This window comes from Mitsuaria sp. MSU3D (assembly GCF_056867975.1).
On record NZ_CP200314.1, the window covers coordinates 3498856 to 3520098 of the forward strand.

The 21243-nt window shown below is 64.1% G+C and carries 27 protein-coding genes; 8 read left to right on the top strand and 19 right to left on the bottom strand.

Annotation, left to right across the window (positions count from 1 at the left end):
• Positions 1 to 492, bottom strand: coding sequence for a hypothetical protein (locus tag AC1VNM_RS15230; protein WP_377161198.1), 492 nt, complete (start codon positions 490 to 492; stop codon positions 1 to 3).
• 224 nt (positions 493 to 716) lie between these two features.
• Here AC1VNM_RS15230 and AC1VNM_RS15235 point away from each other — a divergent pair, with 224 nt between their 5' ends.
• From AC1VNM_RS15235 to AC1VNM_RS15245, 3 genes are all read left to right on the top strand, one after another.
• Positions 717 to 914, top strand: coding sequence for a DUF4160 domain-containing protein (locus AC1VNM_RS15235; protein WP_483107443.1), 198 nt, complete (start codon positions 717 to 719; stop codon positions 912 to 914).
• Positions 915 to 939: 25 nt separating this feature from the next.
• Complete coding sequence (locus AC1VNM_RS15240) at positions 940 to 1413, top strand: DUF2442 domain-containing protein (protein ID WP_483107444.1); 474 nt, start codon at positions 940 to 942, stop codon at positions 1411 to 1413.
• Positions 1414 to 1727: 314 nt separating this feature from the next.
• On the top strand, positions 1728 to 1853 hold the full coding sequence (locus AC1VNM_RS15245; protein ID WP_483107445.1) for a hypothetical protein: 126 nt from the start codon (positions 1728 to 1730) through the stop codon (positions 1851 to 1853).
• A gap of 174 nt (positions 1854 to 2027) precedes the next feature.
• Here AC1VNM_RS15245 and AC1VNM_RS15250 read toward each other — a convergent pair whose 3' ends face one another.
• A complete protein-coding gene (locus AC1VNM_RS15250) occupies positions 2028 to 2279 on the bottom strand; it encodes a hypothetical protein (RefSeq protein ID WP_377161190.1) in 252 nt (83 codons plus the stop codon).
• Between the two features lie 205 nt (positions 2280 to 2484).
• Complete coding sequence (locus tag AC1VNM_RS15255) at positions 2485 to 2814, bottom strand: DUF4148 domain-containing protein (protein WP_377161182.1); 330 nt, start codon at positions 2812 to 2814, stop codon at positions 2485 to 2487.
• A gap of 256 nt (positions 2815 to 3070) precedes the next feature.
• Here AC1VNM_RS15255 and AC1VNM_RS15260 point away from each other — a divergent pair, with 256 nt between their 5' ends.
• Positions 3071 to 3403 carry a DUF3658 domain-containing protein gene (locus tag AC1VNM_RS15260; protein WP_377161188.1) on the top strand — a complete coding sequence of 111 codons (333 nt, stop codon included), beginning with the start codon at positions 3071 to 3073 and terminating at the stop codon, positions 3401 to 3403.
• Between the two features lie 5 nt (positions 3404 to 3408).
• Positions 3409 to 3810: a HEAT repeat domain-containing protein gene (locus AC1VNM_RS15265; RefSeq protein WP_377161186.1), complete on the top strand. Its 402-nt coding sequence runs from the start codon at positions 3409 to 3411 to the stop codon at positions 3808 to 3810.
• 116 nt (positions 3811 to 3926) lie between these two features.
• Here AC1VNM_RS15265 and AC1VNM_RS15270 read toward each other — a convergent pair whose 3' ends face one another.
• The 4 genes from AC1VNM_RS15270 to AC1VNM_RS15285 form a co-directional block, all read right to left on the bottom strand.
• Positions 3927 to 4178: a hypothetical protein gene (locus AC1VNM_RS15270; protein WP_377161184.1), complete on the bottom strand. Its 252-nt coding sequence runs from the start codon at positions 4176 to 4178 to the stop codon at positions 3927 to 3929.
• A gap of 206 nt (positions 4179 to 4384) precedes the next feature.
• A complete protein-coding gene (locus tag AC1VNM_RS15275; RefSeq protein WP_377161182.1) occupies positions 4385 to 4714 on the bottom strand; it encodes a DUF4148 domain-containing protein in 330 nt (109 codons plus the stop codon).
• A gap of 251 nt (positions 4715 to 4965) precedes the next feature.
• Positions 4966 to 5217: a hypothetical protein gene (locus tag AC1VNM_RS15280; protein ID WP_331615332.1), complete on the bottom strand. Its 252-nt coding sequence runs from the start codon at positions 5215 to 5217 to the stop codon at positions 4966 to 4968.
• 372 nt (positions 5218 to 5589) lie between these two features.
• On the bottom strand, positions 5590 to 5973 hold the full coding sequence (locus tag AC1VNM_RS15285; RefSeq protein ID WP_483107446.1) for a hypothetical protein: 384 nt from the start codon (positions 5971 to 5973) through the stop codon (positions 5590 to 5592).
• Positions 5974 to 6346: 373 nt separating this feature from the next.
• Between AC1VNM_RS15285 and AC1VNM_RS15290 the strand changes: the two genes are divergently transcribed.
• Together AC1VNM_RS15290 and AC1VNM_RS15295 are read left to right on the top strand one after the other, a co-directional pair.
• Positions 6347 to 6724 carry a Tse2 family ADP-ribosyltransferase toxin gene (locus tag AC1VNM_RS15290; protein ID WP_483107447.1) on the top strand — a complete coding sequence of 126 codons (378 nt, stop codon included), beginning with the start codon at positions 6347 to 6349 and terminating at the stop codon, positions 6722 to 6724.
• A complete protein-coding gene (locus AC1VNM_RS15295; protein ID WP_483107448.1) occupies positions 6721 to 6954 on the top strand; it encodes a hypothetical protein in 234 nt (77 codons plus the stop codon). The genes AC1VNM_RS15290 and AC1VNM_RS15295 overlap by 4 nt, the downstream gene beginning before the upstream one ends.
• A gap of 150 nt (positions 6955 to 7104) precedes the next feature.
• On the opposite strand, the gene AC1VNM_RS15300 is transcribed toward AC1VNM_RS15295, so the two are convergent.
• Entirely contained in the window at positions 7105 to 7971 is an 867-nt protein-coding gene (locus AC1VNM_RS15300) for a hypothetical protein (RefSeq protein WP_483107449.1), read from the bottom strand.
• 297 nt (positions 7972 to 8268) lie between these two features.
• Here AC1VNM_RS15300 and AC1VNM_RS15305 point away from each other — a divergent pair, with 297 nt between their 5' ends.
• Positions 8269 to 9879, top strand: a complete 1611-nt coding sequence (locus AC1VNM_RS15305) for a recombinase family protein (protein WP_483107450.1) — start codon at positions 8269 to 8271, stop codon at positions 9877 to 9879.
• Positions 9880 to 9883: 4 nt separating this feature from the next.
• Here the strand turns inward: AC1VNM_RS15305 and AC1VNM_RS15310 are convergent, their stop codons facing one another.
• From AC1VNM_RS15310 to AC1VNM_RS15360, 11 genes are all read right to left on the bottom strand, one after another.
• Positions 9884 to 10411: a hypothetical protein gene (locus tag AC1VNM_RS15310; RefSeq protein WP_483107451.1), complete on the bottom strand. Its 528-nt coding sequence runs from the start codon at positions 10409 to 10411 to the stop codon at positions 9884 to 9886.
• Positions 10408 to 10710: a hypothetical protein gene (locus AC1VNM_RS15315; RefSeq protein WP_483107452.1), complete on the bottom strand. Its 303-nt coding sequence runs from the start codon at positions 10708 to 10710 to the stop codon at positions 10408 to 10410. Before AC1VNM_RS15315 ends, AC1VNM_RS15310 begins: the two co-directional genes overlap by 4 nt.
• Before the next feature lie 2 nt (positions 10711 to 10712).
• Positions 10713 to 11186 (bottom strand): D-Ala-D-Ala carboxypeptidase family metallohydrolase, encoded by a 474-nt coding sequence (locus AC1VNM_RS15320; RefSeq protein ID WP_483107453.1) that lies wholly within the window; start codon positions 11184 to 11186, stop codon positions 10713 to 10715.
• Entirely contained in the window at positions 11183 to 11476 is a 294-nt protein-coding gene (locus tag AC1VNM_RS15325; protein ID WP_483107454.1) for a holin, read from the bottom strand. Before AC1VNM_RS15325 ends, AC1VNM_RS15320 begins: the two co-directional genes overlap by 4 nt.
• Positions 11477 to 11567: 91 nt before the next feature.
• Positions 11568 to 11759, bottom strand: coding sequence for a hypothetical protein (locus tag AC1VNM_RS15330; RefSeq protein WP_483107455.1), 192 nt, complete (start codon positions 11757 to 11759; stop codon positions 11568 to 11570).
• A gap of 18 nt (positions 11760 to 11777) precedes the next feature.
• Positions 11778 to 12137 carry a hypothetical protein gene (locus AC1VNM_RS15335; RefSeq protein WP_483107456.1) on the bottom strand — a complete coding sequence of 120 codons (360 nt, stop codon included), beginning with the start codon at positions 12135 to 12137 and terminating at the stop codon, positions 11778 to 11780.
• Positions 12138 to 12157: 20 nt separating this feature from the next.
• The gene (locus AC1VNM_RS15340; protein WP_483107457.1) at positions 12158 to 12598 is read right to left on the bottom strand and encodes a hypothetical protein; all 441 of its coding nucleotides are present in this window, start codon (positions 12596 to 12598) and stop codon (positions 12158 to 12160) included.
• Positions 12599 to 12693: 95 nt separating this feature from the next.
• Complete coding sequence (locus tag AC1VNM_RS15345; RefSeq protein WP_483107458.1) at positions 12694 to 14475, bottom strand: hypothetical protein; 1782 nt, start codon at positions 14473 to 14475, stop codon at positions 12694 to 12696.
• On the bottom strand, positions 14475 to 15350 hold the full coding sequence (locus AC1VNM_RS15350; protein WP_483107459.1) for a carbohydrate-binding protein: 876 nt from the start codon (positions 15348 to 15350) through the stop codon (positions 14475 to 14477). Before AC1VNM_RS15350 ends, AC1VNM_RS15345 begins: the two co-directional genes overlap by 1 nt.
• A gap of 59 nt (positions 15351 to 15409) precedes the next feature.
• Complete coding sequence (locus AC1VNM_RS15355; RefSeq protein ID WP_483107460.1) at positions 15410 to 20890, bottom strand: tape measure protein; 5481 nt, start codon at positions 20888 to 20890, stop codon at positions 15410 to 15412.
• A gap of 11 nt (positions 20891 to 20901) precedes the next feature.
• Entirely contained in the window at positions 20902 to 21243 is a 342-nt protein-coding gene (locus AC1VNM_RS15360; protein WP_483107461.1) for a DUF1799 domain-containing protein, read from the bottom strand.

The following is a 21243-nucleotide window of genomic DNA, read 5'->3' on the forward strand; positions in this document are numbered from 1 at the left end:
TCAGTTGCCTTTCGGGAGCGGAGCGGATTGCAGGGGATGGGCGAGTTCGAGCGTGTTGCCCAGGTGACGGCGCACGACCTGCGGGTCGTAGGCGGAGGCGGTGAGCGGCGTACCCTGTCTGAGCAGCGTTTCACTCAGCGCGGAGGCGCGGCGCACCAGCGCTTCCTCGAACTTGCGGGCCTCGTCGGCGTCGGCGGGCGCCTGGCTGATGGCCAGCGCGAGCGCGCCCACGAAGTGGTCAAGCAGCAGGCTGACGACTTCGGAATGCTGGCCGGAATCGTTCTCGACCCGGACCAGCGACTCACGGAGCCGCGCCGTCAGGTCGCGGGTCCAGGCATGGGCGGTCACGTAGTCGAAGGCGCCGTCGTGCTGCCGCTTGAGCTGGCCGAGCAGCACGCGGAGCTTGTCGCTGTTGGTGGCCGCGCCTTCGACCTGAAGCTGCGACAGCCAGAAGTAGAGGTCGCTCGGGACGCGGGCCGACAGGGGCTCCATGGTGGGGGGCGAACTGCTCGGAGTCATGTCGAGGGCCGAAAAGCGTTGGGACGAGTCCAGTGTATTCATATGAATTCACTCGTCAACAATCGAGTTCCGCCGCATTTTCTGGCGACCCCTCAGATTTTTCCGAAGTCCTCTTTCCGCTCCGAGAGCGGAGTGGACCGGGCGAGGTCGCGGCAGTCAATCACCCTCCCCCATTGGTGGGAGGCGCAAGCTTGTGATTGGTCAATGCAGGGATCGAACAAGAAGGGGACGATGTCTACGCCAACGATCACCTCCCACCGCATTTCCATATCCGCGCCAACGACGGCAGCAAGGCAGCTGTGGCCATCAGGGATCTGAAAGTGATCGCGGGAGACGTGCCCCGCGCTGCCTTGTCGGAAGCGCTGGCCTGGGCAGAGACCAAGCGGCCCTGCTAATGAAGGCATGGAAGGAACTGAATTCATGAAGACACCGCAGTTCACTCTGACCAGCGTCGCGCCGACGCCACGGGCGTCGTTGCTCCTGACTTTCGCCGACGGGGAGAAGTTCGAGGTCGATCTGGTCGACGTCATCACGAAGCTTCGCTCTCTCGAACCGTTGAAGGACCAGACTCTCTTCATGAAAGCGCGCCTGGGTGAGTTCGACGACACCGTCGTCTGGGACGAGGATGGCGCGTTGGAACTCGCGGCCGACAACCTTCGCGCGATGGGCATCGAACAGACGGGCGGCATCTCCCACGAGTTCATCGTCAGTTGGATGTACGAGAACGGGCTGGATCTGGAGACGGCGGCCATCGCCTTGGGGATGTCGCGTCGCATGGTCGCGTACTACCGCAGCGGGGCGAAGGCTGTTCCTCGGACCGTGGCATTGGCCTGCCTCGGTTGGCGGGCGATGAAGCTGGGCCAGGTCGACGATCGATTCGCGCTGGCCGCGTGAGATCACGCGGCCAGCCTAGATCCCCGAGCCCCTCACCGGATGCCAGAGAATCCCCGCCAGACCCGCGTTATGCGGGCATTTCTTGTGAGGGAGAAAAGACCGATGCCATCCACATTCAACGGGACCGGGACGAAGTACGTCGGCGAACGCGAGCACGATCGCGGCGGCCGATACATCACGACGAAGTGGATCGTCCTCCTCGGACTGCCACTGGTGCCACTCAGCTCATGGCGCGTCTTTCCGCCCCATGATGTGGCGCCCCGCAGGATCACTCGCATCTGCTCAGCAGCGGCGCCAGCCTCACGGGACAATCCGTGGCCGCAGAGCCCGTGCCGCTGAACTGGCGACAGGTGTTGAACGTCTATGCGATCGTGATCCCGGTGATCGCGTTCCTGGTCTGGACGTTCTTCCGCCTGCTCCCGGGCGGCATCAAGTTTTAAGCCATCTGCTGTCGAAACACCCATTACCCCGAGCTCGGCCCACATGCCAATGGCTGGCACGCCCCCAACAGGACTGAAAGCACAACGCCCGGCACGGGCCGGGCGTTTGTGGGGAGCGTCAGGGGCTGTGTCAGCCGATGGCTTGCTCCATCGCTACAGCGCAACCGTCAGGGCTTACTGAGCCGAAGCGATCTGGACAGCGTCGGCCGACGTGTCGCGGCGGCCGGTGATGTACACGGTCGGCAGCTGTTCGCGCTTGACGGTGATGACCACCGGATCCAGCGTGACGATCGAGGCGCGCATCTCGCGCTGGCCTTCGGCGTGGGCGATGCCCAGGCCGAGCACCACGGCGGTCACGGCGCCGAAGAGGACGGCCTTGACGGTGGTTTCGGTGGCGGAAGCGATGTGGAAGCGGTCGGTGGTCATGTCGTTCTCCTGAAGGGGTTTGCTGTGTCGATGGAGTCAGTGTCGTCATCGACCCGGCTGCTTGCGAGCGTCAGGAGACGAAGCTGCGCGGCGGCGGCGTGAACTGCATCAGCGGCGGACGAGCGGGAGCGGCTCCGGGCGGTCCTCAACGGAAAACGCCGCCAGGACCTGCGTCCTGACGGCGCTGTGCGGCTTGATTCAAGGCTCAGCGGGCGGACACGCCTTCGGTAACGGCGCCCTTGCCTTCCTTGGCAGCGAAGCGCTGCACCAGTTCGGCGTACTTCGGCGAGGACTTCAGCGCCGCGTAGCGGGCTTCAGCCTGGGCGCGTTGGTTGGCGTTCAGGGCGAAGTCCTCGGTACGGTCCACGGCGGCCAGGCCGGATTCACGATAGATCGCCAGGTCGGCCAGAACTTCGGCACGGCTCTTCTGGGTCTGCGTGATCGGGTCGAGGTGGCTGTAGCTCTGCGCGAAGGCCGGCACGGCAGCGGCGGACAGGGCGATCAGGGCGGTGGCGATCAGGGTCTTGGCGGTCATGATGGTTTCCTTTGAGAGAGCGTCGGATCGGGGTGTCTGGGGTCTTTGGCCGGCGTCGTTTGCCGATGACTGAAGGTTAGGTGCGGGCCCCGTTTGGATAAACGATCCCCGTCGCAATGGGCCGTTGTGATCGCCGCAACAATCGCCCGCGCTCAACCGCGCCGGTACGTCAGGTCGGGCCAGTGGCCGGCGAATCGCTGGTGCTGGAGCGTGGCGCCGATCAGGGCGTGTACCCTTGTCATCGACAACCTTCACCATGGCATCCGACTTGGACGACGATCAACACCCTTGGGACGCACTCTCCGACGAGGAACTGGCGTCAATGCGCGCGCCGACACCTGCCGAGGCGTCTCAGGTGGATGCGCTGTTGCTGGCCGCATCCAGCACCAGATGGCAGAAGGTCGCTCGTGTCATCGCCACGGTGATGAACGACTTCGAACGGAGGTTCCCGGATATGCCGTTTGAGTTCCTGAGTTATCGCGTGCAAGAGCTCGGAGGCCTTGGGACGCTGGAGGTCGCCGGCGACCCCTTCAGGCCAAGATACTCGGAGATCCGGCTACATCAGCCTGCGGGTGGCGCCAGCGAGTGACGCCCGTGAAATCCATCGACACCCTGCTCCAGCAGGTTGAGAGCACGGATGCCGGCGTTCGCCATGTGGCGGCGCTCGAACTGATGGACCGCGGCGACGCGCGAGCGGTCCCCGTCCTGTGGAGGGTCATCAATCGGCCAGAGAACGTTAACCATCGCGGCACGCTGGTCCATGCGTTGTCGGCCTTCGATCAGTCGGAGCACCTGGAATCGCTCGTGTCTCTCGCCCTCACGGGGAATTTTGAAGTCTCCATGGGGGCTTTCGCCATTCTTGAGGACAACACGGCCCCCACTGGATCGCTGGAGCGCATACGCGCGCAGCTGGCGCAGCATCCCGTCGAAAGCCTGACTCAAGAGCACCACGTCGAGGCCCTTGAAGCCCTGCTGGAACTTCTTCAGACCGAGTAGACAAGCTCCGGTAGTCAGAAAGCAAAACGCCCGGCACGGGCCGGGCGTTGGGGGGGAGCGTCAGGGGCAGTGTCAGCCAGGGGCTTGCTCCATCGATACAGCTCAACCGTCAGCGCTTACTGGGCGGAAGCGACCTGGATGTCATCAGCCGACGTATCGCGGCGGCCAGTGATATAGACGGTCGGCAGCTGTTCGCGCTTCACGGTGATCACCACCGGATCCAGCGTGACGATCGAGGCGCGCATCTCGCGCTGACCTTGTGCATGAGCGATCCCGAGACCCAGGGCCAGCGCCGCGATGGCACCGAAGGCGACGGCCTTGACGGTGGTGCTGGTGGCGGAAGTGATGCTGAGGCGGGTGGCGTTCATGTCGATCTCCTGAAGGCGTTTGCTGTGTCGATGGAGTCAGTGTCGTCATCGGCCCGGCTCATTGCGAGCGTCAGGAGACGAAGCTGCACGGCGGCGGCGTGAACTGCATCAGCGACGGACAAACGGACAGCGCCATCGGACGCTCTCAATGAGAAACGCCGCCAGGACCTGCGTCCGGGCGGCGCTGCGGGGGGCTGGATCGAGGCTCAGCGGGCGGACACGCCTTCCGTGACGGCGCCCTTGCCTTCCTTGGCAGCGAAGCGCTGCACCAGTTCGGCGTACTTCGGCGAGGACTTCAGCGCCGCGTAGCGGGCTTCAGCCTGGGCGCGTTGGTTGGCGTTCAGGGCGAAGTCCTCGGTACGGTCCACGGCGGCCAGGCCGGATTCACGATAGATCGCCAGGTCGGCCAGAACTTCGGCACGGCTCTTCTGGGTCTGCGTGATCGGGTCGAGGTGGCTGTAGCTCTGCGCGAAGGCCGGCACGGCAGCGGCAGACAGGGCGATCAGGGCGGTGGCGATCAGGGTCTTGGCGGTCATGATGGTTTCCTTTGAGAGAGCGTTGGATCGGGGTGTCTGGGGTCTTGGGCCGGCGTCGTTTGCCGATGACTGAAGGTTAGGCGCGGGCCTCGTCTGGATAAACGGGCCGCGTCGGAATGGGCCGTTGTGATCGCCGCAACAATCGCCGGCACAAAGCAAGACGCCCGGCATTGCCGGGCGTCTTGCATTGGAGCGAACCGAAGGGCGTCAGTCCGTGGATCGCTCCACCGATACAGCGCGACCTGGGACGTTCACTCGGCCGAGGCGACTTGCGTGTCGACCGCGTCGGCGCTGCGACGGCCGGTGATGTAGACCGTGGGCAGCTGTTCGCGCTTCACGGTGATCACCACCGGATCCAGCGTGACGATCGACGCACGCATCTCGCGCTGCCCTTGTGCATGAGCGATCCCGAGACCCAGGGCCAGCGCCGCGATGGCACCGAAGGCGACGGCCTTGACGGTGGTGCTGGTGGCGGAAGTGATGCTGAGGCGGGTGGCGTTCATGTCGATCTCCTGAAGGCGTTTGCTGTGTCGATGGAGTCAGTGTCGTCATCGGCCCGGCTCATTGCGAGCGTCAGGAGACGAAGCTGCGCGGCGGCGGCGTGAACTGCATGGGCGGCGGACAAACGGGAACGGCCCTCGGCGCGCGACAGGCCTGGCCGTCGATGCGGGCAGTGATGCTCGACTAGAATCACCACCACTCGCCAGCCCGTCCGGCGAGTTTCGCTAGGGGTGCTGCGCCATCGATCCGTCGACGGCACGGCTGAGAAAGTCCCTTTGAACCTGTTCTGAAGCCACCGGCAACGGTGGACTTCGATGCCGCCCTCTGGCGGCAGAGGTAAGCCTCAGCCTACAAAGATAAACACTGGCGGCAGCTCACCTCTCGGTGACCGTCCGCAAGGCCTGCCGCAGCTTGTCGAAGTCTGCGGGCTTCCCCAAATTGAAGTCGAACAGGGTTGGCTCATAGCCTGTGTCATCGCCTGCCCTGCAGGATGCACTGATCGCGACGAGAAGCGTCCCCGCCTTCCTTGCCCTCACTGACATCGCAACGCTCATCGCGCTGCCGCTCCGCAGCCAAGGCTCGATCACGATCACATCAGGAAGGCAGTCGGCTATCGCGCGCTGCGCTTCTTCGACGGTTCCAACACTGGAGGCTTCCCAGCCTTCCAGCCTGAACCATTCGCACAAAGCGTCTGCAGCGTCGGGATAGTCGTCGAGCAGCAACACCTTTCCACGCCGCGCCCTGGATCGCTCGTCCATTTCTCATCTCCTGGGACGTGTTGCCTCCCTGTCCAATGCTAGCGCGACAGACGCTGCGCACCATCTAGCTGGCGTCCAACGGATGTGGCCTTCCTAGCTATTCGTGCCCGCTAGACCCACTTGCTTCCTCGTTCTGAAAGCTCGCTCTGATCTCGTCCAGGCGTTGACGACTGCCATCGGTCTCTCACGCCTCTCGCCTAGAACCACGGGATTGGCTGCTGGCAGGCTCCTCTCTTAAGGCTCGCTGGAGCTCATCGAAGTCGACAGGCTTCGCTCAACTGCGTGGACGAGACGCCGCCGATGGACTTACGTCACTAGCTGAGTTGTTGGGAGCGATGTCCACTCGCTGCGTCAACGCTCAGCAGATCGCACGATGTTTCCCAAAGAGTTCTTCATAGTGCCCGAAGAGGTGTTCCGCCTCGGCAATTCATCCAGCCCCAAGCTCGCCCACATTCGTCCGCACGATGTTCGACAGACCGTAATTAACGGGATCATCGTGGTGATCGCGAACAACAAGGGCATCAGCGTCTTCGACAAGGACGGGATTGCACGTACCGACATGAGCGGATGGGTCTGGAAATTTGCTCCAAGCACCCCCTTCCCGTCTGGGCTCAAGCTGGTGAATGACAAGCCGGGCCACTTCTGCATCGCCCCGACCTCCGACATGCCCCTTGACAAATACAAGGGGCTCCTTGAGGAGCTAGCATTGAAGGCAACGAGAGTGTTTTACAAGCAAGGGGCGCAGGTATGAGCAAGGTAACCGTCGAGCTGCTGGAATGGGAGGCCAGGCTAGTCCTCCTCGCGATGGCCGAGCTGAAAGAAAAATGGCGGACCATCTGCAACACAACCACCGATGAAGACGTGCAAGCCGACTATGGGAATGATCTAGTTGAGCTTGGAATGGCGATGGACTCGATCAAGGACAAGTCGGTCGCCGAGTTCGGAGAGCAGATCCTTGTTTTTGACCGAACTCCGCTCTGATTGCTGCTTGATGGCGCCGGTCTAGAATTACGTCCGAGCCTTTGCGCTCCATGCTCTTCCCTCCCTGAGCATGCAGCGAGTCAAGATGTGATGAGCTGTTGGGGCCTCGGCGATGCCGGGGCCGCTTTTTTTTGGTGCGCTCGCTGCCTCTTAGAACTTCGCCGCGCTCGTGGTCTTTTCGCAGGTGCCGGCCATCCTTCCGAACAGTTCGCCTTTGGCGTCTCGCGCGTCGGCCGTTAGAGAGCCGGTGATCCTGCTCACCAAATACCTCACAGGCCCTGCTTTCGTTTCTTGCGTGAATGCGATCGATGTTTCATCGACCTCAGCATTTGAAGAAATCGCGTCATTGGTCGGCGACTTGATCGTGCTTTTGGGTGATCCCGGCACCACCCAAAAGACTACATCCTCAAACTTGCGCTCAAGCTGCCCGTTCACTGACGCGTAGGTACGACTGCAGCGCAGCATGAACGGAGCCACCAGCGCTACCGACCGCGCAGTGGCCTTGAAAGATAGACTCAACGACGGCGCGTTGCCCTGTGCGTCCGTCGAGGAGACCAGCGCAGTGCAGGAAGCATTGATGCGGGTCGCCCCAACGGTCCACTCCCAACGTCGATGCGTCAGCGTCATCCTGTCCGTGTCGCTTATAGAGAAGCGAACTGATCCGTCGCTGTACACGGGCTTTCCCAGAGACTTCCCATATTCCAATGCCGACGCTTCACACTCCGACAGCGGCATGTCTCTTGAAACGAAGAAGACGCCGCTCGTCGGATCTTCGCCCGGCTGCCAAACCGCATCCCACTCTGCGCCGCGAAGTTGGATGGTTCTCTTGCTAAAGGATGACGAGTACGGCTCACCCGCCTTCGCCGTAGGCTCGATTACGCGCCAAAGCGGGTCTCGGATGACGGCGCTAGATGCCACCTTCGCCCAGTCAAACGTAGCCCATAGGCCCGGCTGCTCAACCAGCTTTTGCAGCGGGTCGGGAACCGCCGACATGGCAATCGATGCCGAGTACAGCATGCATGCGAGGACCGCGTTTCTATTCATCGTTTCTCCCCTCCAGGAGCCTCAATTGTGCCGACGAGCGAGAAAACTCGATAGCCGAATCATGGCTTCGCTCCTGGCATCCCGCGACCGTCGAAGATGCGCTCCATGCTCTTCCTCCCTGAGCGCGCAGCCATTCAAGACGCGATGAGCTGTTGGGGCCTCGGCGACGCAGGGGCCGCATTCTTTCCGACTCCCTCTCGCCGTACACGCTTTGTGTACAGGCCAAGTCTCAACCTACAAAGATAAACTCTCGCACTCGACGGAGGTCCGATGCGCGCGAAGGTTTACAGCTATCTCAGGTTCAGCGACGCCAAGCAGGCGGCAGGCGCCAGCAGCGAACGGCAGCGCGCCTATGCGCAGGAGTGGGCCAAGCAGAACGGCCTGCGGCTGGACGACTCCCTCAGCATGAGGGACGAGGGACTGTCCGCCTACCATCAAAAGCACGTCAAGCGCGGCGCGCTCGGGGCATTCCTCAAAGCCATCGAGGACGAAAAGGTCCCCATCGGATCGGTGCTGGTCGTGGAAGGCCTAGACCGCCTTTCGCGCGCAGAGCCGATGGTGGCGCAGGGCCAGCTCGCGCAAATCATCACGGCAGGCATTACCGTCGTCACGGCGGGCGATAACAAACAGTACAGCCGCGAGAGCCTGAAGGCCAATCCCATGGATCTGGTCTACAGCCTTCTCGTGATGATTCGGGCGCACGAGGAGAGCGCCACAAAGAGCAAGCGCGTGCGAGACGCCATCCGGCGGATGTGTCGCGGCTGGATGGAAGGCACCTACAAAGGGCTCATCCGCTACGGCAAGACACCCGGCTGGCTTCGAGTCCAGAACGGCAAGTGGGAGCTGATCCCCGAGCGAGCCGAAGCATACCGGTATGCGGTTGAGCGTTTTCGTGCCGGCGCTGGCCTGGGGCCTATCGTTCAGGAGCTACACGAGCGAGGCCTGCAGCTGGGAACGGTCGAGGTTAGGTCGGGGCAGATGCTGCGGCTCCTGTCCCACCCAGCCCTCAAGGGAGAGAAGCACCTGGACCTCGACGGAGAGACCTTCGTGCTGGAGAACTACTACCCAGCCGCCATCACGAAATCCGAGTGGGACGAACTGCAGGCCTTGCTGGGTCAGCGCTCACGAAAGCAAGTGCGGCGATCCGTCCCTGCGATCCTCACAGGATCCGGTGTGACGATCTGCGGCTACTGCGGAGCATCGAAGAAGACCCAGACGATGACCTCGCGAATGAAGGCGGACGGCAGCGTCCCAGACGGCAACCGCCGACTGCAGTGTTGCAGCGACAACAGCGCGACCAAGTGTCCGGTGCGCAGCTCCTGTTCCGCCGCACCAATCGAGCGCGCCCTGATGAACTTCTGCTCGGACATGCTCAACCTTCAGTCGCTGTACTCCGGCGACGCAACGGCCGCCCCGCGGGCCGCCGTCGCCGCCGCGAAGGCGAAGATCAAGAAGCTCGACACCCAACTGGAACGCCTGACGGAGGCCATGCTGGACGACGAAGGCGGCGCACCTGCCGTCTTCGTTCGTCGAGCCAGACAAATGGAGGAGCAGCGCGACCAGCTTGACCGCGAGTTGCAAACGGCCGAACGAGCGCTAGCCGATGCTGGCCGGTTGGATATCACCGGCTCCGAGGAGCGTTGGCGCGAACTGTCGGCCGGCGTCGAGAAGCTCGACACAGAGTCGCGACTGCAAGCGCGGCAACTCATCGCCGACACGTTCGACCAGATCGTGGTCTACCGGGTCGGCATCGACCCGGAGACCACGCCCGCAGGCACGATGGACGTACTGCTTCGCGCCAAGGGCGGCAAGGCCCGGCTCCTCCGTATCGACAAGAAAGGCCAATGGGTCGCAGGCGCGGAGTTCGCGCCTACCCCATGACCCTCTAGCCCTTGCGCTGATCCTCGGCCGGATGCGGGGCGCGGGGGTTGCTGCTGCCGAAGTAGTATCCCAGCACCAGCCCTAGCCCCATGTCCAGCGTGCCAAGCGTCCGCATGATGATCTCCCGCATTTCCGCGGGCACCACGTGCGCCAGCAGCCACGCCTGCACCACGAACCAGCCGGCCACGATGGCCCCCGCCAGCAGTCGGGGCGTCAAGCTGTCGCCGGTCGCCGCCTCACGCTTTCGCGCGTCCGCTCGATCCTGGGTCGCGGCAAGGGTGAGTGCCTGATGGTTGCTGAAGCCCAGCTCACGCATTCGGAGTTGGAAGCCCAGCTCCGCCTCGCGCAGCTTGGCCAGTTGCTCCGACGACGCACCGGCAATGGCCTCGGTCACATGCGCCACGGTGTCGCTGGGCGCCTCCAATGCCTCCGCGGCGGTGCGCAGCGCCTGCACCGCCAACCCGCCCGGGCCAGCCGCGGCAGCCGCGATCCACGGAGCAACCTTCCCCAGCAGTTTCTGCAGCTCGTTCATCGATTCACCTCCTTCAGCGCCACCAGCACGAGCGCGAGCAGCCAGCCCGGTACTGCGGTTGCCAGCGCGTCGGCCAGCTCAACACCATGCATGCCCGGCTGGATCTTGTTGTCCTGATAGTCCGCCACCTCCTTTGTGAAGCCGGCGACCGTGGACGCGATCAGCGCACCCGAGGCGGCATCGATCAGGTCCGGCGCCCGCCCGGCAAGCGCAGGAACCACCGTGGCCAGCGCGACGCCCGTCAGGCCGGCCAGAAAGCCCGCCAGCGCGTGTTTCACCTTGTCCGGTTGAATGTTCATGGTCAGACCTCTTGAATGCCCAGCAGCGCGCCGGCCGGTCCGACGGTGATGACTCGATTGACGGGTGCCGTCGGGAGACGCGTGGACGTATGCACCCATGGGACCCGGCCGGGTTTTTCGTAAATGAGCTGCCCAACGCCGAGGCCGCGCACCAATGGCGCCAGCGCCTTCGCGACCTCGTACGGAGTGCCGAAGGCGGGCGCCGACCAGTCCGCGGCCATGGCCTTGATGTGATCGCTCGTCACGCCGCTGCCCACGGCACGATTCAGCTCAGCGGAGCGATAGCCGCTGCTCAGCAAGATGGGCACATCGCGCCCCTTCATCGCTGACAGCTCAGCGCGGATGCGCTCCAGCATCTGGGCAGTGCGCTTGGCTTCCTCCAGCTTCTCGGCCGGCAGGATGTTCTTGATGCCGCGCTCCGCGGCGGTGGCGCTAGCCGTGAACTCGGCCAGCGTGAAGTGCTCGGACAGGTTCATCGTCCGCTCCTTTCGTTGTGATGGCAGTCGCCGCGACAGCTGCCGCTGGCGATCACCTCTCGTTCGATGGTTCGCATACGCAGTTCGTGCTCTCGCTCCTCGCGCCGATCTTGGCGGCGCCGGAAGTAGAGATTGATGAGCAGGCCAAGGATTGCCACCAGCGCGCCAGCGAGGGCTGCGGCCTCACTGGAGAACATGACGCCAAGCCCTGAACTCGCTGCGCCCCCATAGGTGGCCTTACTCGCCGACGCCGCCAAGGCCGCGTCCGCTGCTTGCGTTTTCACGCTCATGGATCTCTCCAAAGGGACAAAGAAAAGCCCACCGCGGCGCATGGCCGGGGTGGGCTCTGATGGAGAGAGAGAGGGAGGTGGAGCGCTTGGATCAGCCTTGCGAACTGGTCAACTCGCCTGCGGGGGTCTCCGACCGCTGCAGTTGCCCGTTCGCCTGTTGCTGCACCTCGTGGATAAGACCCGCGACCTCGCCATAGGGCAGCCGCGCGGCACCAGCCAGGAGGCCGTTGATGCCGCTCAGCGGCAGGGAAATCGTGATGATGGGATCTTCAGTCTTGTTCATGCTTCTCTCTTTGGTCGATCACTTTTGCTCGGCAGCCGCCGCGGCAGCGGCTGCTCGTTCGTCGCGCCCCAGCGCGCCCGCCATATACAGCGAATAGAGCGCTTGCCGCAGTTGCTGATGGGTCATGGTTTCGCCAGTGGTCGCGCCGCTATCAGGATCGCGCAGGTCGATAACCCCTGCCGGGTCGAACTGGATCGACACAGGCTCGAAGTCAAAAACCTGATTCGCGGAAAGCACTTTGCCGTCCGCGCTCACGACATCCTGCTCCGTGAACTCGATGCGCGGCGCACCGGCACCGGGAAGCGGGTTGTGAATGACGCCACTGAAGGCACGACGCCAGGACACAGCACTGGTCTGGTTCTCACGATAGTTGGGCATAGCCTCTCTCCTTAAAGTCCTCATGCCTCGCGGAAGGCGGAAAAATCGACGGAGCCGGAGCACACGATCACGCTACCCGCGGCATCACTACTGATGTCGAAGCGAATCGTTCCCGACCGGCTAGCGGTGGCTCCCGTCGTGGTGGTCGAGTAGCCCCACCACCTTGCCGTGCTCAGCGACAGCCACGCATTTACGCCGGAGCCACTGTTGGGCGTCTGTCCGCTCACGACCGTTGCGCGAATCCAGTGCTCCGCGCCGATGCCGGCGACAGGGGCGTCATACCAAACGGTGTTGGACCCGCTGTCCGACCCGGAGAACGACACCATTCCGTCGCTGTCGACGGTGCAGGAGCACGCAGACGAACCGGTCATTCCGATGAAGTAATCAGCGGCCCGGCCAGAAAAGTTGACCGGCTGGCTTGCCGCGGACTGCCGCCACGCGGTGCCGTCATGGACGAACACGGCTCTAGCCTTACGCCACGCCGTGCCATCGTTCACCCAGAGCGAGCGAGCGCGGCGCCAGACGGCACCATCATTGAAGTGGAGCGCGCGAGCCATCAGTACATCACCCAAATATCGCCCTGAGCGCCTCCGGAAGGCGTGCCCGTCGAAACAGTGATGCGACCCAGCCCATTCCCGGCGCGGTTCACGTCATTGCCGAAGATGCGACCGCTGACGCCGAGCGTGCCATCGTTGAAGAGGCCCATTCTTTGGGCGCCGTTCTTGTACCAAAAGAACCGGTCGGCATAGCGCCCCATGGTCCACCCGTTATCTCGCTGCTCGGTGGATGCGCGGAAGTGCAAGGAAATTTCTTGATCGTTGCCCGCCGTCCCGAACAGCTGCAACATGCCGTATGAGCTTGCACCGGAAGTGACGGCAGTAACCCCGTCATTCTGGACATCGAGCGTTGCGCTTGCAGACCGCATGCGAAGACCGTAATACCCAGCGAGGTGGACGGCGTTGCCACTATTGCCGAACAGGTTCGCTATGTACCCGAGTCCATACCACGGAGCGCTCCAAGCAACTCCATCATCGGGATTGATGTTGCCGACGGTGAAGCGATTGGCGACAACTGGCTTGCCATTCGATACGTCCAGGCGACCAGCGATGTTGACATTGCCGGCCGTGTCGATGCCGACGATCTGCTGGCTCGCGCCGTTGCCGATGAGGATTCCGCTACCCGAGTACCAGTTCAGATGCAGCCCGCGTCCAGTCCCGGCATCCATATGCAGGTTGCCGTTAGTCACCGTTACGGTCGCCAATTTGTCTGTGCGCGTCAGACCATTCGCGCCGTCGCCGCCGATTGCAAGGACGCCGCCCCACGTGCCATTTGGGGCAAACATGAGCCGTCCGTTGGTCCCGATGAAGCACTCGGCAGCGTTCAGCCGAGGATTGCCGCCGTTGCGTTCCATGACCTTGACCCAGCCATCGCCATTGGCATTCAAAGAATGAAGGTCACCCCGCAGGTAGGTCGCACCGACGACCTCCAGCGTCCCGGGTAGGTTGGGATTAGTTAGAGGCGCGTAGTTGGCTGGATTGAAGTTCCCTGCATGCCAAACGGCCTTTCCACCCGCGGCGTACATCGCGCCAGCCGCGTAGAAATCCCCTGTCATGCGAAAGACGAATTTCGATCCACTGCCAGTCGGGGTGCCGAAATGCACGCCAATGGAATCGTCACCGCCCCACCCGGAAGTGCCTTGGAAGTAACTAAGGCCATAGCTGTCCGCGTTGCCGAATCGCCAGATCGGATTGCGCTGGTTCGGGGCGTAGGACGCGCTGACAAAGCCCGAGGCTCCTGCAGCTTGCACCGCACCTGTGGAAGTGAGCGCACCGTTTACCGCCAGGGCACCGGTCAGAGTTCCGCCCGAGATGGGGAGGTAGTTCGAAGGGTTGAAGTTTCCAGCGTGCCAGACCGCATTCCCTCCGACGGCCAAGATGACCGATGCCCAGTTCGCCGCATCCACAGCCGGATCAGAGGCCGAGCTTCCGGCCGCCTTGCGTCGGTACAGCATGCGATTCGACGGCGAGTAGACAACCGCGTCGGCCGCATAGACCGTTGCGGCTGCCCACGGTGCTGCGCCGGCATACCCCGCCGCCAGCTCGGCGCTGGTTTGCGCCGCAGTGCGATCTGCTCGCGTGGCCACGCGGTCTGCCGCCGTCGCAACCGCATCGGCATCAGCCCGGGCCACGCTGGCATCCACTTGGTCAAAGGCGGTGTTGAGTTCTCTGACCATTACGGTGAGGGACGCAACGTGCTTGTCAGCGGCGAGCACGAAGGCGTCCGGTGACTGTTGCCGGCTCGGCGCTGGTGGGAGGTCGGTAATGTCGTAGATTGGCATTAGATGAGCCCCTCGATCTCAAGGGAGCAGTCGGACCACTTCGGCCCGGAAATCACGATGTCCACGTCCTTGTAATAGCCGTAGACGATGGAGGCGTCATAGATCGCCGTGGCCACCCAGACCAGCGGTACCGCGCGGTACTGCGCCAGAAGACGGAAGACGCGATCAACGTCGCCAGCACGGATGCGGATCGGCGCACGCACCTTCTTGCTGTAAGGGCGCTGCACCACGCGCCACTCGCCGAAGCTGTCGCGCTCCTTCACGCTGTAGTCCGTGATCCCCAGGCTGAGGCCGAACTTTGTATCCCCCAGCTCGTGCTGCTGACCAAGAGCGACCACGCCGACGCTGGCGTCGCCCTCGCTGTTCATGATCTCGATCTGCACCTCCGCGTCGTTGTAGGGCGGCAGATCGAACAGCACGAGATCGCGACGCCGCAGGATCGGCTCGAAGTAGTACGCGTACCAATCGCTGATGCCGCTGGTGCTGACCAGATCGACGGTGCGGTCATAGACCAAGCCATCCACCTTGTCGGTCACGCGAACGCGGACCTTGGTCGCCTCCATGTCCATCACGGCGACAGCATTCACTCGCCCTTCGCCTTGAATCGTGATGTCGATCAGCGCCGGCATCGAGGTCGTGGTACCGACCGCCGAATCGAACGCCGCCCAGCGATTCGTTGCGCCAACGTCCACCCAGGCGGTCGGGGTTGTGGCCGGAGCCTTGCCGGTGTTGCCATCGACAAGGCTTTCGTATCGCCGATGGGTTGCTGCCACCACCACTCGGTCGCCCTTCTTGTAGGTCGTGGCTGCCGCCCAGGCGGGATGATCGGTCTCGGGCACGTTGCTGCGCAGCAGCGCCGCGTCCGTGACCTTCATAGGTCGGATCACTTTCATGGCTTGAAGAAGTAGCCCGGCCGAAGCCGGGCGGTTGTAGGTCAGGCCGCCGCTTCCCTCGTGACCAGCGCATCCCCCGCGGGGGACACGCGCTCAAGCACCTTGGCAGCGCGTTGGGTGCTGGAGGCGATGGCGAACTGCGAAGCCTCCTGCTCAGCACGGAACTGCTCCACCTCGGCCCGCAGCTTGCGAACCTCCTGCAGCAGCTCGTCATTCGGCGACGCCGCGGCCGAGGCACCGCCTGCGATCAAGGACGCGTCATAGCCTGCAGCCCCTTGGGCGATAACAGCTGCAGACACGGCACCTTGCTGCTGCCGAGCGCGAACCTCGGCCAGCGTCGCCTCCAGGCTGGCCATCGTGGCCGCCTGCAGTCGACGCAGCTCCACAGAACTGCTCGCGCTCGCTTCCGCAGCCTCCAGCAGCGATCCGCTGAGCTGCGGAAGCCGAGCCGCTGCCTCCTGATCCCCAGCGCGAGCTGCCGCGGAGTCAATCGCGAACTGCGCCTGCAGGGTGGTCAGACTCGAGCCCGGACTGTCAGAGAGCAGCCCGCGAATGCGGTTGATCTCGTCTTCGATCCCGTCGCCCAGACGCTCCCACGCCTCGCTTGCTCGCGTCGCAGCCTCAGCCGCAGCCTCCGCCGCCGCCTTCTCGTCCTGAATGGCCCAGATGCGCTCCTGCAGAGGCCGCAGGCTCGCATCCATCTTGGCCAGTTCAGCAGCCCGGATCTCCGCAGTCGTGCCCGTCAGCTGTAGCAGCTGAGCTTCCAGCCCTTCGCGCTGGCTGGCAAGCTGCTGCTGCGCCTGCGCCGCAGCCTGGGCCGCCGCCTGCTCGTCCTGCAGTGCATAGATGCGCTCCTGCAGAGGCCGCAGGCTCGCATCGAGCTTCTCCAGCTCGCGGCGCCGCAGCTCGGCGGTATTGCCCTGCAGCTGCAGCAGCTGGCCCTCCAAGCTCTCGCGCTGACTGGCCAGCTGCTGCTGCGCCTGAGCTGCGGCTTGCGCAGCAGCCTGCTCGTCTTGCAACGCCCAGATGCGCTCCTGCAAAGGCCGGAGGCTCGCGTCCATGCCAGCAAGCTCGCGACGCCGCAGCTCCGCGGTATTGCCCTGGAGCTGCAGCAGCTCGTTTTCCAGCTGCAGGCGATCTGCAGCGAGTTGGCTGGAGGCTTCGGCCGCGCCGGCCAGCGCGTCCTGCAGCTCGGAGAAGCTGCCGGAAAGCGTGATGACTCGACCGAACAATTCCTGCCCCGCCGCCGTGCTGGTGTCGATCCCTTGCACGAGCTGCCTGAAGCCATCGATGGAGGACGGCATGGAGAGCCCGAGCGCCGAGAACTTCTCGGACAACCGCCGTGACATTTCCGAGGTGCGCTCACCTTCCGTCAGGAACTTGTCGAAGTAGGTCTGCAGTCCATCGTTGAGGGCATCCACGCCACCGGCACCGCGGATCATCTCCACCCCCAGGGCGCGAACATCGACGCCGATAGCCCGAAGCCCATCGCGCATCCCGGCCAAGCTCCCCCACAGGGTCGCCAGCTCATCCGCAGACCCGCTGAACGCTTCCACGATGTCACCGACGCCAGTGGTCAACCCATATCGCGCATGCTCCCAGGCCAGCAGGCTCTCGCGAATCACCTCGGTGCCCACGTCGCCCTGCTTGTTCGCGATGTTCGTGTACGCGATCGCGGACACGCCCAAGCGATCAAGGACGGACTTTGCCGACTCGACACCCGAAGCCACCCGAACGACTGTCTCAAAGTAGCCCTCCCCGACCTTCTGGAAGTCGCGGAGCCCCGGCAATGCAGCGCCAGCGATGTTGTCGGCCGCAGCGCCGAACACCGCTGTGAGCTTCTCTTGAATCTGCTCGCCGGTCAGGCCCTTGAGGTCGATCTTTCCGATGCTGACGACGAAGGACGAGAGGCGCTTGCGAACCTCATCGAGGTTGGCACCTAGCGGCTGCGCGGCCAGCTCGATGCCGTTGTAGAACTGCTGGAACATCAGACCGAACTGCTGCTGCAGCAACGGGTCCGCACTGGAGAACTGTGTGCTCGACTTGCTGCTGTAGGTGACGCCGAACGCCTTCTTTTTCTTGGTGACGTCGATGTAGTTCTGCAGGCTTGCCCCGTCGTTGACGATGCTGCCCAACGTCTGATTGCCCATGTAAAGGCCGGTCGCGTTGACGCTGGTCTTTGAACCGAACAACGAGCCCATCACCTTGCCGATCACGGGCAGTTTGCTCGCGAGGCTGACGGCGACGCCGGCGACCCCGCCCAGGACGCCCGCCAGCGCCGGGTTGGAGATGAAGCCCGGCAGCTTCGTCCCCTCCTGAACGCCAAAGTTCGCACCGGTCGTGAGATTGCCGTCACGCACGATCAGGCCGGACAGGCCACTGATGCCGCTCGCAATGGTGTTGAGCGCCGAGAGCATGCCCTGGCTGTAACGCAGCGACACGTCGCTGTTCTTGGCCAAGTGTTCGATGGCGTTCGTGATACTCGCGCTCTTGGCTGAGCTGTCACCCAGGACCGTTCCCGTCCCCGTGTTGCCGGGGTCCGCCTTCGATCCCCCACCGATACCACCGACGAGGAAGCCGAGCGCCGCCATGATGGCCGCCATGGCCGCCATTCGCGGAATTGCCGAGTAGGGATCACCCATCGCCTGATTGGCCACACCAGCCACCGCCGCGGATTGCCCGGCGACGGTGTTCGCCGCAACCTGCTGCGTCGCCGATGCAATGCTCGATTGGGCTGCGAGCTGATCGCCGGCCACCTTGGCCGTGGTGACGGTCGTCACCTCCAGCAGACGCTGCGCCATGGCCTTCACCGACATCGCCAGCTCGAAGGCACGGAACAGCTGCTCCGCCTTCTGCAGCGCAGAGTACCCCTTCGTCCCTTCTTTGAAGAAGCCCTTCGCGGCCCCAGCGATGTTCCCGTATGCGTTCAGTTGCTGCGTGGTCCCCTTGTCGGTGATCTGCTGCTGGACCTTGGCGAACTTAGACCAGTCGCTCCCGTTCGCCTTCAGGTTGTCTCGCATCGCTTGCGCCTGCGCCTGCTGCACGTCCACCAACCCGCGCACGCCCGCGACGAACTGGCCCAGGCTTTGGCTCGCCTTGTCGAAGCCTGCGGCCAGGTCTGTACCGATGTCCTTGCCCAGATACTGCTTGAGCGCCTCTGCCGCCTCCTTCCCCTGCTCCCGAAGCTCCTTCGCACCCGCCAGCTTGGCCAGCTTCTGCCGAGCAGCGATCTCAGCATTGATTGCATCGAGGCGCTCCTGCTCGCCGTTGGAGCGCGCTACCGTTGCCGCCTCTTGCAGGCGCGCGATCTGCACTTGTTCGACAGCCTCGGCCAGCGTGATGTTGGCGCGGGTCGCAAGCGCCAGCCCGGCCTCCTCCAGCTGCAGCGCCGCGAGGCGCTCCACCGCCTGCTTGGCATCCTGCTCAGCTGCCTTGACTGTCGCCAAGTAGGTTTTCTCAACCTCCTCACGCGCAGCCTGGGCGGCCTTCTGCTCGGCCTCCATGCTTGCCTTTATGGCAGGCTGCTGCTCCAGCAGCAGGCGCTGCGCCTGCTCCAGCTGCACGACACTGATGCGGTTGGCGCGGTACGCCGCACTCAGGCTGTCCCACTTCTCGGCGAAGTCCGCTGCGAGCCCTCCGCCCTGGGCAGTCAAGTCGCCGTAGAGCTTGGTCCCCGCCTTCACCATGTCCGCCGCCGCCTTGTTGACCGGCTCGGCGAACTTCTTGCGGATGGCAGCCTCCACATCCGGCGGGACAACCCCGTTGAAGTCGGTGCGCGCCTTCTTCAGTTCTTGCTGCAGCTGCACGGCCTTGTCGCCGAGCTGGGCCAGCCACTTCGTCCGCTTGTCCCCGTTCTCCCTCTCGTCGGCAATGGCCTTCTGGCGGTCCTTCTCCTCGGCAAGGGCTTTCATCCTGCCAAGGTGCAGGTTGAGCGCGTACTTCTCATTCTCCAGATCAAGCGTGGAAGCGTTCCAGCCACGGCGCTGGGCCAGTTCCCCCTCCAGCTCGACCAGCCGAGCCCGGGCCGCCACGATAGATAGGACATCCTCATCGGACCCGGCCGCGAGCCCTTTCTGGCCGCTGCCGACCAGCATGTTTCGCTTCTGCAGCAGCTCCACCTCGCGCTCCAAGCGCTTCACCGATTCATCCAGCTTGTCGCTGAGGGACGCGGCGACATCCGTCGCCTGCTTGCTGGAATTGCCCCAGAACGCCCACGCCGCCGCACCCGCGCTGAGCAAGGTGAGGATGATGCCGAGAGGACCACCAAGCAGACCAACGGCACCGGTCGCCAGCGAGGCAGCCATGCCGCCCGCGGTCGTCGCCGCGTTGAGCCCGGCCTGAGCTGCCGCGCGCGCCGTCTGGGCCTGCATAAGGCGCAGCTCAGCTGCCGCCAGGGCCGTTGCGCTGCCCACGCCAAGATTCATGGCCTGCGCCGCTCCGACCTGTGCCATGGCCTGCGCCACTGCCGCCTCAGTCTGAAGCACCGTCGCCCTGGCCAGCTCAAGCGTGACGGCTCGATCCGCGATCTTGGCCACGATGGAACTGCCCAGCGATTGCAGCAGCTTGCCGGCCATCACTCCAGCGACCGCTGCGCCAGCAACCGCCAACACGTCCAGATGCGCGCCAAGGCCCTGAATAGCCTCGGCTACGAGCTGGCTGGCTCCGGTCATCTTGTCGAAGTCGCCGACGAGGCGCAGCGCGTCGTTCCGCAGCAGAGTGGTCGCCTGCCCGATGGTCAGCGGCAGCTTGGAGGTGGATTGCGTCAGTTCCTCGCTCGCCTGAACGACCGCGGAGAAGAACTCCTTGCTCGACACCTTTCCTTCGCTGACCAGCTCCTTGAGCTTGGACACGCTGCCGCCAGCGCCGTCGATGTGTTGAGCCGCTGCAGCCAGCAGGGGTCGAGCGCCATCCAGAATGCTGTTGAACTCCTCCGCCTGCAGGTTCGCGCCCCCGATAGCCTGGCCAAGCTGCAGGATTGCGCCCGCAGACTCTTGCGCGCTGGTGCCGTTGAGCACAAGGGACGCGGCAACCGCTTCGGTGAACTTCGCGACATCCTTCTGGCTCGCGCCAAGGTCAGACGCAACGCTGGCCGTCTTCGTATACAGGCCGCCGATCTCGGTCAAGCCAGCTCGCTGACGTTCGGCGATCTGCGCGATGTCCTCCTGCGCCTGCGCATACTCGCGCGAGCTGCTCGTGACCAGCTTCAGCCGGCCCTCCATTCCCGCCAGCTCATCCGCCATCCCCGACAGCACCGAGGTGACCTGCCCCAGCCCCACCCCGCCCAGCACCGCACCCGTGACGGTGCCCACCTTGCCAACGGCAGAAGCGAGACGGTCAGTCGCCTCGATGGCCCGGGCGGCCTCGCCCACGTGCGTCGTTCCGAACCGCGTGCTTGCCAGACGCATCGCATCCAGCTCCCGCGACACGCTCGCCGAGTGCGAGCCAAACATGCGCTCCACGCCGGTCAGCTGCGTCTGCAGGCCCGAAGGGTCCACCGCCAATCGGTACTTGATCTCGGACACCCGTTGTCCTCCTAGGTTTGCGCGGCTTCCCGCTTTTGGCGCCAGCCCTGAATCCATCCGCGCTCAAGGCACTGGATCTCGGCGAAGCGCTCTCGGCGCTCCCGCGTCTTGAGCCCCCGCAGCCGCAGAAGCGCCTCCACGCTCGGATACGACAGACCAACCGGACCAGCCATTCCGACCACCCACTGGGTCTGCAGGGCCAGGAACAGCTCGAATGCATCCAAGCACTCCGGCCAGAGGTGCCACTCGCGCTCCCGCGCCGCGGCGTCCCCCTCCTCCAGCACCAGACCGAGAGCAGCTAGCGCATCCGCGACCGCCCCTTTCTGCTGCTCCACCTCACCGCCCAGCTGCAA